The 14,367-nt window shown below is 34.2% G+C and carries 8 protein-coding genes; 7 read left to right on the forward strand and 1 reads right to left on the reverse strand.

Going from position 1 to position 14,367, the window contains the following annotated elements; translation table 11 throughout:
• Positions 1–324: 324 nt before the first annotated feature.
• The 7 genes from DKK79_RS08090 to DKK79_RS08120 all read left to right on the forward strand — a co-directional run bounded on the left by DKK79_RS08090 (position 325) and on the right by DKK79_RS08120 (position 13,186).
• On the forward strand, positions 325–1,173 hold the full coding sequence (locus DKK79_RS08090) for a heme/hemin ABC transporter substrate-binding protein (protein ID WP_110423629.1): 849 nt from the start codon (positions 325–327) through the stop codon (positions 1,171–1,173).
• A 94-nt stretch (positions 1,174–1,267) separates the two neighbouring features.
• Positions 1,268–3,568, forward strand: coding sequence for a TonB-dependent receptor domain-containing protein (locus DKK79_RS08095; protein WP_110423630.1), 2,301 nt, complete (start codon positions 1,268–1,270; stop codon positions 3,566–3,568).
• Positions 3,569–3,787: 219 nt separating this feature from the next.
• Positions 3,788–4,429 carry a YjfI family protein gene (locus DKK79_RS08100; RefSeq protein WP_034882646.1) on the forward strand — a complete coding sequence of 214 codons (642 nt, stop codon included), beginning with the start codon at positions 3,788–3,790 and terminating at the stop codon, positions 4,427–4,429.
• A gap of 30 nt (positions 4,430–4,459) precedes the next feature.
• Positions 4,460–5,152: a PspA/IM30 family protein gene (locus DKK79_RS08105; RefSeq protein WP_034882648.1), complete on the forward strand. Its 693-nt coding sequence runs from the start codon at positions 4,460–4,462 to the stop codon at positions 5,150–5,152.
• Positions 5,153–5,247: 95 nt separating this feature from the next.
• Entirely contained in the window at positions 5,248–5,898 is a 651-nt protein-coding gene (locus DKK79_RS08110) for a hypothetical protein (RefSeq protein ID WP_034882651.1), read from the forward strand.
• A gap of 25 nt (positions 5,899–5,923) precedes the next feature.
• Positions 5,924–8,146: a hypothetical protein gene (locus DKK79_RS08115; protein WP_110423631.1), complete on the forward strand. Its 2,223-nt coding sequence runs from the start codon at positions 5,924–5,926 to the stop codon at positions 8,144–8,146.
• A gap of 105 nt (positions 8,147–8,251) precedes the next feature.
• Positions 8,252–13,186, forward strand: a complete 4,935-nt coding sequence (locus DKK79_RS08120) for a DNA repair ATPase (protein ID WP_110423632.1) — start codon at positions 8,252–8,254, stop codon at positions 13,184–13,186.
• A gap of 326 nt (positions 13,187–13,512) precedes the next feature.
• Here the strand turns inward: DKK79_RS08120 and DKK79_RS08125 are convergent, their stop codons facing one another.
• Positions 13,513–13,890, reverse strand: coding sequence for a hypothetical protein (locus tag DKK79_RS08125; protein ID WP_110423633.1), 378 nt, complete (start codon positions 13,888–13,890; stop codon positions 13,513–13,515).
• Positions 13,891–14,367 lie beyond the last annotated feature (477 nt).

Here is a 14,367-nt window from a genome sequence, read left to right on the forward strand (position 1 = left end):
TTGATGTTTATTTTTCTAGTTAAAAAAGAAACTAAGATTAATTATATATAGCCATCTATCAACCTTCTCCTTCTTCAAAAATGACTATACAGCAGATTTTTTAGATAAAAATTCCAGCTATTTTCAAAAAAAACGTTTATTATTTTGCCAATATCTTGATTATAAATTTATTATTTATTTGAAAAAAAGTTTCTTTAGCGCCTTATATTCATCTAGATTGCATCAAATTATTATCAAAGAATCCTATATTTTAGGTTGATAATGGTTCTCATTTTCACTATATTACCCAGTCTAAATGGAAAACCATGGTAGGTAAATTAACTCATGAAGAAGTTTGTAAAAAAGATTAGCCTATTTTTGCTAATTTTTAGTATCAATAGTCTTATCAACTTTAGTTCAGCAAACCAACGGATTGTTATTGCTGGTGGCTCTCTGACAGAAATAGTCTTTGCATTAGGCGTTGGTGATGAGGTTGTCGGCGTTGATAAAACGAGCAGTTACCCTGAAAAAGTTAAGCAATTGCCACAGATCGGCTACTGGAAGTTGTTAAATATTGAAGGCGTATTATCACTTAAACCAACCCTATTTATAACTTTAAATGATGTAGAGCCTGATAATGTTATCGAAAAAGTGTCTGAATCTAAAGTAGATGTATTAGCCTTACAGCGTGTGCCAGGTACTATTGAGCTGTTATATGAAAATATCACTAAAATTGCCTCTAAATTGAATAAACAAAAAGAAGGTGAATTATTAATCAACAGAATTAAAACCAATCTTGCCGATATTCAAACTAAAATCGCAACTCACCCGCAAAAAACAAAAGTTTTATCTCTAATGAGTATGGGTGGCACCAATTCAGTAGCCGGCAAAAACACCACCATTGATGCACTAATTGCTATTGCTGGCGGTGATAATCTAGCAAAACATAATAGTTTCAAAAGCTATACTGCTGAATCAATCATTGCTATTAATCCAGAAGTTATCATCCTAAATAAATATTCGATTGATCAACTAGGTGGATTAGACAAAATTAATACTATTCCGGGTATTACTGAAACGAGTGCGTTTAAAAATAATCGTATCACTATTATTGATGATAGTTACTTATTTGGAATCGGTCCCCGTGTTGATGAAGCAGCAAAATTGCTATTCCAAAGCTTTTACCCAGAATAATGTAGTCGAATAATTTTAATAATATTTTTATTAATTGAAGCAATAAATGCGTACATTTGTTATTAAGCATATATAAGTATGAAAGGACCTAAAGGTGAATTTTAAAAAATTAAAAAAGACAAGTTCATTAGCAATAGGATTAACATTAGCGTTACCTACTCTCGCTACTGATAAGCATAATGATGAAAAAGATATTGACACTATTACAGTAACCACTCATGAAGCCACCAAAAAACCGGGAATGAATACCGAAATTTCCGAGCAAGATATTCGCCGTGATGGCGGTACAAATTTTGGTAGCATTATGCGTTATCAACCGTTAATTTCAGCACCGGGAAATATTTCAGGCTCAGGTAGCGGGAAAAGTAGTTGGGACCGTAGTGGATTTACTGGTTACAATATTCGTGGTTTAGATGCTAACCGCGTATCTATCGACATTGATGGCATGCCTTTACCTATCGCTCAAGGTCGGGTTAACTCGGTTGGTCGTGCTGGATTTGGATCTTATGGAATTGGTCGAGATTATATTGATACTTATATGTACAATAAAGTGGATATTGAATCTGGTGCAACTTCAGTAAGTAATGCCAATAATGCCTTAGGTGGTTCGGTTTCCTTCCAAACCAAAACGGCAAGTTATTACCTCTATCCGGGTAAAACTAGTTATTTTGGTTTCCAAAATAACTACGATAGTTCAGATCGAAGTTATCACCAAGGTATAACTATGGCGGGGGGGGATGATTATCTAAATGGAATAGTGGTATTAAGTCGCCGAGATGGACAACAAACGCGTAATCATGGCGATTCAATTAATAGTTACCCAGAAAATTGGCACTCCAACTCGATTTTAGCTGGTTTTGGTTGGCAAATGACAGATGAACATTTAATCAATACTACTGTCGATTACAATAATAAAACCAAAAATTCTCACTACGATTCATGGGATAGATACGGTAAGAAAATCGAATCATTTGATCATCAAAGAAGCAAAAACAATCGTTTTAATTTGGCATTCAAAGATCAATGGAAACCGACTAATATCAGTTGGATAGATAGCTTAACAACTCAATTAAATTATCAACGTACCAATGTATTTGACGATACTGATCTTCGTCATACAACCAAAGGCAATTTTAATACTCAAACTAACTACAATACTAAAGCTTATAACTTTATTACTACCTTAGTAAAAATTTATGAAAACCAGAGATTTAGTGCTGGTTTAAATGGTAAATGGAGTGAAGATGAATCGCCATTCTTCTCATCAGCTAAGTCACCACATGCCATAGTATTTCCTGATGGTGACTATAGTAAACCACAAGCCGATAGCCGTAGTTATCAGCTAGGCGGATTTTTTGAAGATCGTATAAGCTTTAATTTTAACGACAGTCATAATTTTTATTTAGTTCCAGGTGTTAGAGCAGTTTATCAAAATACTAAACCTCGTAACCTCGAAAATATGTCATTAACCAAACTAAGTAGCAATCAATTAGGAAAACAATATAAAGGTAATAGTGATTTTAAAGTGTTACCTTCAATGTCATTTATGTATGATATTAACCCTGACTTCACTGCTTATTTACAATACAAACGTGGAGCACAGATGCCTAATCAGAACCAACTATATGGTTCTTACTTAGCACACAGCAACATGTATGTATTAGTTGGTGATTCGAATCTAAAAACTGAAACAAGTGATAATTTTGAATTAGGTTTAAAAGGCCACCCGGTTTCTGGTGTGACTCTTTCATCTTCAGCGTTTTACAACAAATATAAAAACTTTATTGCTTATACCCGCTATAGGAAAAATTTTGTTGGAATTGGTAATCGTTTAGTTTATCAATCTGAAAACCGCGACAAAGCCTATATCTATGGTGCTGAATTAAGCAGTGAATTCAATATCGGTAAATGGGTTGAATCAGCTAATGGCTTAAGTGCTAGATTTGCAATCGGTTACAACCAAGGTAAATCTAAATCAAGCTATTTAGGTGATAAATATGTAGAAATGGATTCGATCGCTCCGATGAAAACCACTGTAGGTTTAGCATGGGATGATCCAAATAGAGTTTATGGAGTAGCAGTTACGGCTACATTCCAAAAAGGCAAAAAAGCTGAAGCGACATCTCGTGAAACTTATAGCAACGAAGGTAAACCAATTCAAAATTCTAATGACGATTATTTTAGAATTGCGGGACATGGTATAGTTGATTTAACAAGTTATGTTTACATCACTAAGAACGTGAAGTTAAATGGTGGGATCTACAACCTTACCGATCAGAAATATTGGGATTACTTAAGTAATAATAAATTATATAGCACATCAGATCATAAATACCTAGATATGTTTACCGCTCCGGGCAGAACATTCCAAGTAGGTTTAGATATTGATTTCTAAAATGCTAAATTAAAGTACCCTCTTTAATATTAAATAACCCGCATTATGCGGGTTATTTATTCCATACCTTACTCTAAACGACTCTAAGATGTTTAAGTTTTTATTAAATATTAAGTAAAGTTATCGCTAAATATTTTCAAAAAACATTACATGTAATATTTACATGTAAGAAAAACATGTTAATATAAAGCGTATAAAACTTCAAAAAACTAAATTTTTATGAAAAAAAATAAAGAAACAAAAAGTTCAGCATTTTATCAACAACAATACCGACAACGCTTAAGAGAGCAAGGTTTGATAAAAAAAGAAGTTTGGATTTTACCCGAAAATAGTGATGAGTTAGTTGAAATTGAAAAAATATTTCGTAAACCAGCTATAGCGAATAAATCTTTTTTTTACCATGTCAAGGAAAACAATGAAATGAAAAATAGAGATGTCTGGAAAATTAACGATCTTTTCCAAGAATTAAATCAAACTGACTTAGTCAAACAAGGTTTCGCTAGCGTTGAAGTGATCGATGGTATCGATGCCTGTTTACATATTATTATGCATGAATATGGTGATTTACCACTTTTTTTAAGTGTTTCAAATCAACAAATAATGGTTGAAGCACTCCTTTGGCCGGTTTCACTGATTAAAAATCCTTCGTCATTTAATGAAGAAATTCTGTGTGCTAGAAAACTATTTGCTTTATCAACTATAGCAATTGAAAAAACTGGCGATGGTGAAGTTAATTACATTATGTATGGTGCACTGAGTTCAACATCAACCTTAAACAATATTATTTATGAGCTTGAAACTTTATCCGACAATGTGATCAAAGCGACTGAAGCTTATGAGCATTTTTTCAATATTGAATAATTAAAGCAAAAATCCTAAAAGGAGTTAATTATGGTTATCTTCAAAAAATTGGTAACAGCATTACGCGGTGGAATAAATGAAGTTGGTGAATCAATTGTTGATTCTCAAGCATTACGCATATTAGACCAAGAAATTCGAGATGCAGATGAAGAATTAAAACAAGCGAAAGAGTCATTAGCTAATATCTTAGCAGAACAAAAATTAGCTGAAAAACAAGTTGCATCAACTCAAGCTCAAATAACTGAATATGAAGCATATGCAATTAAAGCACTTGAAAATAATAATGAAGAATTAGCTTTAGAAGTCGCCGAAAAACTTTCAGTCCTTGAAAATCAACATGCTAATAATAAAAAACAGGCTGATTATTTTGCAGATAGTGTTAAAAATTTGCGACAAACTATTTCACAATCTGAAATTAATATTCGCAATTTAAAGCAACAAGTTGATATCGTTAAAGCGACGGAAAGTGTACAAAAAGCGCAATCCGCTGTGGCACAACGTTATGGTGGTTCGACAGCTAAATTGCATACTGCTCTTGATTCACTAGATAGGATTAAAAAGCGCCAAGAGAAAACAGCGGCTACTTTTGAAGCAAAAAAAGAGTTAGCAGCAACTGAAAATGCTGATTCACTTGATAGCAAATTAGAAGCGGCAGGTATTAAAGTTGGTAGCCAAAATGCGGCTTCAATTTTAGCTAGATTAAAAGAAAAACAATCAAATTAAATTTTTCGCTTTTTATATTTTTAGGTTAGAATGTCAAAAACAACTATAAAATAATTAATTAGTTAAAATATTTTAATCGAGATGAAGGGAATATAATGGAACTATTTTGGGGAATATTTTTTTCTTTTCCCGTGGTTATCTTTAGTGCATTGTTAACAATCTGTATCTTATATTGGTTTGTTGCCGCATTAGGGTTATTAAGTATTGACTGTCTGGATTTGGATATTAGTGTCAATGATATCTATAGTGATATTCCTCCGACTGGATTCGGTGGTTTATTAATGAAATTTGGCTTCAATGAAGTACCAATGACACTCATCCTTACATTAATTTCTTTAATTGGATGGTCATTTTGTTATTTTTCATTTCGTCTATTAATCTTACCTTTGTACGATCTTACCTTACTTTATTATTTAGCCGGGATAGTACTATTAATTATCGCATTCATCTTAGCTGTCTACTTGACTGCCTTTTTTATTAAACCAATTCGTCCTCTATTTAAAAAGATGATGATTACCAATAATCATAAATCATTATTAGGACAAGTTATCGAAATTCGTTCAAGTACCGTAACTAAAACCAAGGGACAAGCTATCTTTGAAGATGGAGGTGCTGGTCTTATTTTGGAAGTAAGATGTGATGAGTCTTATCAATTTAACCGCGGAGATAAAGCTGTCATACTGCAATATGATGAAACCGCTAATTGTTATGAAATAATTAGCCTAAAAGATTTTAATGGACAATAAAAGTTAATTTGGAGAAGAGAAAAATATGTATATAAGCAGTGATACTGTAATGTTCTTTTTAGTAGTTGTTGGAAGTGTATTCTTGGTAATTGTTGGATTCTTCCTATTATTTAAAGCGTTTTACATAAAAGTTCCACAAGGTACGGCGCTTATCGTTAATGATATGACGTCAAAACCTAAAGTCCATTTTACTGGTGCGTTAGTTTATCCAATCATCTACAAAAAAGAGTTCATGAAAATTTCGTTGATCACTTTTGATGTTGAACGAAGAGGTAAAGATGGTTTAATTTGTAAAGACAACCTTCGTGCTGATATTTGCGTTGCTTTTTATTTGCGCGTTAATGAAACCACCGAAGATGTTCTTAAAGTTGCCAAATCAATTGGTGTTGATCGCGCATCAGATCAGAAAGCAGTTAGTACATTATTTAGTGCTAAATTTTCAGAAGCATTAAAAACCGTAGGAAAACAATTTGAACTGGCAAAACTATTTGAAGATCGAATGAATTTCCGTGAACGGATCATTGATGTAATTGGCAAAGACCTTAATGGTTACGCTCTTGAAGATGTTGCTATCGATTATTTAGAACAAACTCCAATTAAATCGCTTGATCCAGATAATATTTTTGATGCCGAAGGTATTAACAAAATTACAGCCATCACTGCTGTCCATAAAGATGAAACCAATAAACGTGAACGTGACTTAGAGCTGGCGCTGAAAAAGAAAGATACTGAAACTATCGAAGCCAAACTTGAACTTGAACGACAACAAGCTGACGCTGAAGCTCGACAAAAACGTGAAATTGAAACAATTCGAGCCAGAGAAGCAGCTGAAACATTAAAAGTCCAAGAAGAAGAACGTTTAAAAGCGGAACAAGCTAGAATTCAAACTCAACAAGAAATTGAAGTAAGAGAGGAAAATCGTTTACGTGAAGTTGAGGTTGCCCAAAATAATCGCTTAAGAGCAATCGCGATTGAAGAAGAACGGGTAACTCGCGCTCGTTCACTTGAAATTGTAGCTCGAGAACGTGAGGTAGAGTTACAACGAATTGAAAAAGACAAAGTGCTTGAAGAAGAAAAAAAGCAGATAGCCAATGTTATTCGTGAACGTATAGCGGTTGAAAAAACGGTTGCAGTTGAAGAAGAACACATTAAAGAAGTACGCGAAGTTTCCAAAGCTGATCGAGAAAAACAAACTACGATTATTGAAGCAGAAGCTAGAGCAGAACAAGAGCTAGTTAAACAAGTAAAACAAGCTGAAGCAGATGAACAATCATCAAAACATCGTGCAGTTGAAATTAGCACCATGGCACAAGCTGAATTAGAAGCCGCGGCAAAACAAGCCGAAGCAAAAAAACAACTGGCTCAAGGTATCGAAGCCGAAGAAGCAGCAGTTGGCCTTGCTGAAGCCAAAGTTCGTAAAGCAGCTGCTGAAGCAGAAGAAAAAGAAGGTTTAGTTAAAGCCAATATTACCGCTGAAACATTATTAGCAGAAGCTAAAGGTAATCAAGAAATAGGTTTAGCAGAAGCTAAAGTAATTGAAGCTAAAGCCATTGCTATTGAAAAAGAAGGCTTAGTTAAAGCCAATATTACCGCTGAAACATTATTAGCAGAAGCAAAAGGTAATCAAGAAATAGGTTTAGCTGAAGCCAAAGTAATTGAAGCCAAAGCCAGTGCTATTGAAAAACAAGGTTTAACTGAAGCAAAAGTACTGGAAGAAAAACTTTCTGCTCAAGCTCGTGGTGATGAACGTATTGCCTTTGCTAAAGCCTATTCAACCAAAGAACAAGGCCTTGCTGAAGCATTAATCATTCGTGAAAAATTAACTGCCGAAGCTAATGGTTTAGTTGAGAAGTTCCAAGCAATGAGTACAATGAATGAACAATCACAAAATCATGAAGAGTTCCGCTTAGCACTTGAAAAAGGCTTTGAACAAGCTATGGCTGCGATTGCGGCTAACAAAGAAATCGCTAGAGAACAAGCTGATGTTCTTGCTGCTGCATTCAGTAAGGCAAATATTGAAATTGTCGGTGGTAATGATAACTTCTTTAATAGCTTCTCGAAAGCTATCAGCGTTGGTAAGGCAATTGAAGGAACCGTTAACCAAAGTCCTGTACTGCAATCAGCATTACAATCAGTACTAGCTCGCTTATCGGGCGACAAAAAAATTAATATAAAAGAAACTTTGCAAAACACTGATTTAAAAGCGTTAGCACAACAATTTTTGTCATCCAATAATGAGAATGAGTAAGTTACTATTGCAATAGTTATTTATCCATCGAGCAATCGGTTTTAGGTAGGATTAAATGCCTACCTAAAACGTTAAGTATTTGAATATCTTTTCAACGAGTAAAACATGTCAGAAATCCAAGACCAGCAACAAACATCAATTGATAAAGCCGTCGCGGAAGGCGGAGCTTATGAAATTCTTCGTAAACGTTTAACCTCTTTAGGACAAGAACTCAATCAAAAGACGGAAGCACTGAATCAAGAAAGGCTATCTGAGTTTGGTAAAAGTGACATGTCCATCATTAGTCGTATTCGAATTAGAACTGAAAATAATTGTGTCGCACGGGATATTGTTCGTTTCGGTGACTGGTTATTATTTGGGTATAACGTCTATTTAGGATTAAAAAAAGAGACCAAAATAGAGGACGTATTTTCCCTTTATCAATTAGTAGAACGTGATGGCTCTTATGAAGCTGACCCAGTTGATTTAGCTAATACTTTCTTAAATATAGATCGATTTATCCAAGATTTTAATGAGCTGTATACTTATTATAAAAATGCCCAACTACTCCAACTTGTTGAACGTGATGGAAAATTACTCGCTAGTTTTCAAATTGGTGAGCGAATCAGTGATATCCGAGTTTTTAGATGGTCTATATCAAGTGACAAAAAGACCATAGAGTATATCGATAATCGGGGTGAACGAGACATCGCATTACCACCCGCTTATGATTTTGAATGGATCGAAACAACCCGTGAAAATATTGTTAATGGTCGATTTCCACATGTTAATGTTCTTGATACGGTATTTGTTGAAACCATTGGTGGCGATTTAACCATAAAATGTGAAAATAACACCAATGATGGCTTAGGCATTTATCGAGAGGAAGTTGTTGACCAGAATCAATCAATCAATGACGCTAAAATAGAATATGCTAGAGTGGGATCATTAATTCTATTAAAAGTCCTACCTTACCGTGAAGATAATTGGCGTTATCTTGTTTATAACACCTTAACTCAACAAGTCCATCGTATAGACTTTATTGGACAGGCATGTATTCAACTTCCTGAAGATCACGGGATTATATTTCCTGGTGGATATTACTTACAAAATGGTGATTATAAAACTTTTGACCATTCTATGTCAGGCATGCGTTTTCGACGTATTCGCCGTTCACCAAATGGCGAAGATGTGTTATATATTTTCTATGATCCGACTAATGGTCGATTAGCATTATTTAATTATAATATGATCGAACGAAAGCTGGATAATCCGATATTAGGACATGGATATGCGGTTTTTGAAGATGGTCGAATGGTGGTCTTTGAAGGTGAAAATGATGAACCGACTCGGGTACATCCAATGCAGATTTGGCAAACACCTTTTTATAGTGATGAGTTTGCTGCACAGCAACCAACTAATAACAGTTTCCTTGGCAAAATAGGTAATGCCGAACTGGTTCGCGGCATTTCAGATCTTTACTTTATTTCGCGTGAAATCGATAACCAAACCGTCTCTTCACAGCTATACAGCAAACTTAGTGAGGATACCAAGAGACTTTTCGATAATTATTTTTGGCTCAATGATGATAAACATTTAGCCTTCTCCCCTATTCTGCGTAATATTATCCAAACTAGTGAACTGGTTATCGATGAATATGAAAAAGTCGAAAGTATTCGTCGTCAATCTGAAAGCGCGATGCGTGAGGCGCTCTCTAATCAGCAAGATTTATTAACCAAACTTTATCCTGATAGTTGGCAAGAAACCCAACAATTTGTTGATGCATTAAACGCAATAAAAATGCAACTAGGCAGTTTAGTCACGTTAAGAACTTATCGTTACATCGATTTAGATCAAATCGATAAAATGGAAAATGAACTAAAAACTAGACAGAGTGAGGTTTCATTAGCCACAGCTGAATTTTTAGGAAGTGATAAAGCGCTAGAACCATTCATTGTTAAAATTGACAATATTGAACAGCAGCTTAGCAAAGCAGATACGGTAGCGAAATTACTCAACTCGGTTGAAATTACAGAAACCATGTCTGCTGATTTGGATATGCTTTCACAATTAATCGCAACCCTAAAATTTGATGATGTTACTTTACAAACCAGAATCATTGAATCTATTGCAGAAGTCTATGCAAAACTCAACCAAACAAAAGCTAAGATCCAACAAAAACGAAAAAATTTAGCCAATGTTGAAATGGTTGCACAATTTGGCGCCCAATTTAAATTATTTGGTCAAAGCATTACCAATGCCCTAAGTATGGCAACCACGCCAGAAAAATGTGATGATGAGCTATCTCGTCTTTTACTACAACTAGAAGAGCTTGAGAACCAATTTAGTGAAAGTGAGGAATTTCTTAATGATATTCTAACTAAACGTGAAGAAATCCTAGAATCATTCGAAACACATAAACAAGCGTTATTAGAGGATAGAACCAGACGGACGGACGCCCTACTAACCGCTGCACAACGTATTTTAGACAGCATCCCAAGAAGAACGGCTAAATTTGCCGATCAAAATGAACTTAATGCATTCTTTGTTGCTGACCCATTGGCGCAAAAAATCCGTGAAATTGTCGAAAAGTTAAGAGCACTTTTTGATAATGTTAAAGCCGATGATATTGAGTCCAAATTTAAAAGTGCTCAAGATCAAGCCATACGATCCTTACGAGATAAATCGGAAATATTTGAATCTGGTGGAAATGTCATTAAACTAGGTCCACGGCATAAATTTAGTGTTAATACCCAAGAGCTTGATTTAACTATAGTGCCTAAAGATCAGCATCTGTTTATGCAATTAACCGGGACTGAATTTCAAGAAAAAATAATCAATGAGCAATTAGAAGCTTATAAGCCATTTTGGACGATTTCATTAGAATCAGAATCACCATCGGTATACCGTGCAGAGTATCTTGCCTACTCGATCATTACTGCCGCTTTACAAAAAGAGAATGGATTAACTTATGTCGATTTAGCTAATCAGTTAAATCAACCTGAAACGCTTAATAAAACAGTGCGTGATTTTGCCACAATGCGCTATCGTGAAGGTTATGAAAAAGGGATTCATGACCACGATGCGGCAAAAATTTTAACAAAATTAATTCCTCTAGGTGAAGCGGCTGGTTTACTGCGCTATAACTCGTTAGCACGAAGCTTAGCCATTATTTATTGGCACTATAACCAAAAAAATGATATTGCCAAATTCTGGCCAGAACGCGCGAAAACTTGTATGGATATCCAAAAGCTATTTGGTCATGATGAAGGTATGATTAATCTTCGAGCGGAAATCACTCGTGAATTGACGGAATTTTTCAATGATAATCCAATTGCTCATCAGCCATTCCATATTAAACAAGCGTCTGAATATCTTTGCTATGTATTGGCTCAAACGCCACAACAATTTATTTTCAGTAAATATAGCAAACAATTATTTGATGGATTAAAAAATCAACTTGAACAATCGCACATGTGGGGTGATTTCAATCAATCACAAAATAATCTTAATGAAAGATTAGCAGAACGTTGGAATCTAATCGAAAGTTGGTTTAAAGGGCTTTGCACATTACCTCAGTATAGCAAACTAGACAATTATATTGCTGAAGCAGTAATTTTAAATATTTTGGATAAAGCAGCTAGCCTAACAATCAGTGAAGTTGAACTTGAAGTATCGATTACCGATCTACTCGGTGAACACCCAACAATTAATCAAGGCGTGTTGAATATTAATTTAGATGACTTCTTTAGCCGTATGCGTTATCAATATAAAGTGGTTATCCCACAATTCCAACACTACCAAAGTTTACGTCAAGAAATATTAGTAAACCATCGTGAAGCACTCCATCTTGATGAATTCAAGGCTAAACCACTCAGCTCATTTGTTCGTAATAAACTGATAAATCAAGTTTATTTACCAATCATTGGCGACAATCTAGCCAAACAAATGGGTACCGTCGGAGAAACGCGTCGCAGTGATTTAATGGGATTATTACTCCTTATTTCTCCACCTGGCTATGGTAAAACCACATTAATGGAATATGTTGCTAATCGTTTAGGTTTAATTTTTATGAAAATTAACGGGCCGGCATTAGGTCACAGTGTATTGTCGTTTGATCCAGAACAAGCACCAAATACAACTGCTCGTCAGGAGTTAGAAAAACTCAATTTAGCACTGGAAATGAGCAATAATGTTATGCTCTATATTGATGATATTCAACATACCAATCCAGAATTTTTACAAAAATTTATCTCATTATGTGATGGTTCTCGTCGTATCGAAGGGGTTTGGAAAGGTAAAACCAAAACCTATGATCTGAGAGGTAAAAAATTCTGTGTAATAATGGCTGGTAACCCATATACGGAATCTGGTGAAGTATTCAAAATACCTGACATGCTAGCTAACCGAGCTGATATCTATAATTTAGGTGAAGTACTCGGCGGTATGGATGAAGTATTTGCCACCAGTTATATTGAAAACTGCTTAACCTCTAATGCAACATTATCACCATTAGCCTTACGTGATTTAAATGATCTCTATCAGTTTATTGACCATGCGCAAGGCAAACCACTTAATACCAATGAGATGAGTTATAGCTATAGCCAAGCAGAAATTAGTGAAATTGTCGCCGTAATACGTCATTTATTAAAAATTCGTGAAGTGGTATTTAAAGTTAATCAGCAATATATTGCAAGCGCAGCTCAATCCGACAAATATCGAACTGAACCTGCGTTTAAACTGCAAGGAAGTTATCGAAATATGAATAAACTTGCTGAGAAAGTGTCATCCGTCATGAATGATGCAGAGCTCAATCAAATTATTGATGATCACTACCTCGGTGAGGCACAACTACTCACCAATGGTGCAGAAGAGAATTTACTGAAACTGGCTGAAATTCGTGGAGTAATGACGGAAGATCAGACTAAACGCTGGCAACAAATAAAAAGCGACTTTATGCGCAATAAAAGTTTAGGTGGCGATGATGCTAATACCGGCTCGCAAATTGTCACACAACTTGCCGATTTAGTGCAAAGTGTGCAAGCGCTAAAATTACAGTAGAGGGCGATTAATCAGTGTCTTTATATAGGTTATAAATGTAATTTTAGGCTTGATTTCTAATGTTTTTACCCATTATGTTGAGGAAATTACAAGAAGATAAGCGATAAAACCACTCTTAAACTACGACAGTTGATAAGAGTTGAACACAAACACTACAGTTATAATATTGTGTAACAATTAAAATCAGTTGCACAATTGTAAATTTAAGCCTTTGTGCTCACTACTACCAACCTAAATCGGTAGTCTATCTATCTAAATTTATTGAAAATAGAACTGGTTTATTGAATAAAAAGTTAACATTTGAAATGTTGGTTTGGAGAAAATAATTAATGATCCTTAATCTTGTAGATATTAACTGTTCCTCGTTTTTTGATGATTATTTCTTCTACTAATACCATCTTTTCCAAAAGCGCCATATCAAATTCCTTTCCATTATTAAAATAGATTTTAGCTAGACCTGATATGCAATTTTTTATCGTATCATCATTTTTTAAATTATTAATTTGATGGGCATAATTGCTAACAAAATCATCAAATATATGCTTTTCATTATAATTTATTTTATCAATTTCTTTTTGAGACAGATTCTTTAATACTTCTAATCTATATCCATCAGTAGCTAACGACTGTTCATTCAAATATTTTTTTTGAAATTCTTTAAATCTCAGCAAAATTTCATTAATACTTTCAATTAAATTATCCATATATTTTAAAATCATTTTGATGGTATTAGATTACTTATATCTCTGCACAAATCTTTAGGTAATTGATATGATATAAGTTTTCAAACTGCAGCAACTTTTAATAATATTCCTGTCTTTCGTCGATAACCTAGCTACTTTTGCAACGGTTATTATAGTTTTTTTCACAACTTTTATTACAGTTATTCAATGTTTAGTGTTAACGGAGATCTCGATATTAAAACTGTATCAATTTGATCCATTCTTCTTGCTAAAGCATCTTAATTAAAATCTATCATTCTGAATTTTCAATAATAAAATAAATATTATTTTTATTACATAATCTATCTAACAATTCTACTCAGTCATTTTTGAAAATGAAATGGAGTTCTTAGCAAAGCTGGATACTTAACGAAAAATTTTAATTTTGCATTTCATCATTGCTATCATAATATATCTTAATGATAATTTTAACTCATTGAAATAATTTAATTTGATAAG

Origin of the sequence: Gilliamella apicola (genome assembly GCF_003202915.1) — a bacterium.
Lineage (GTDB): Bacteria > Pseudomonadota > Gammaproteobacteria > Enterobacterales > Orbaceae > Gilliamella > Gilliamella apicola_Q.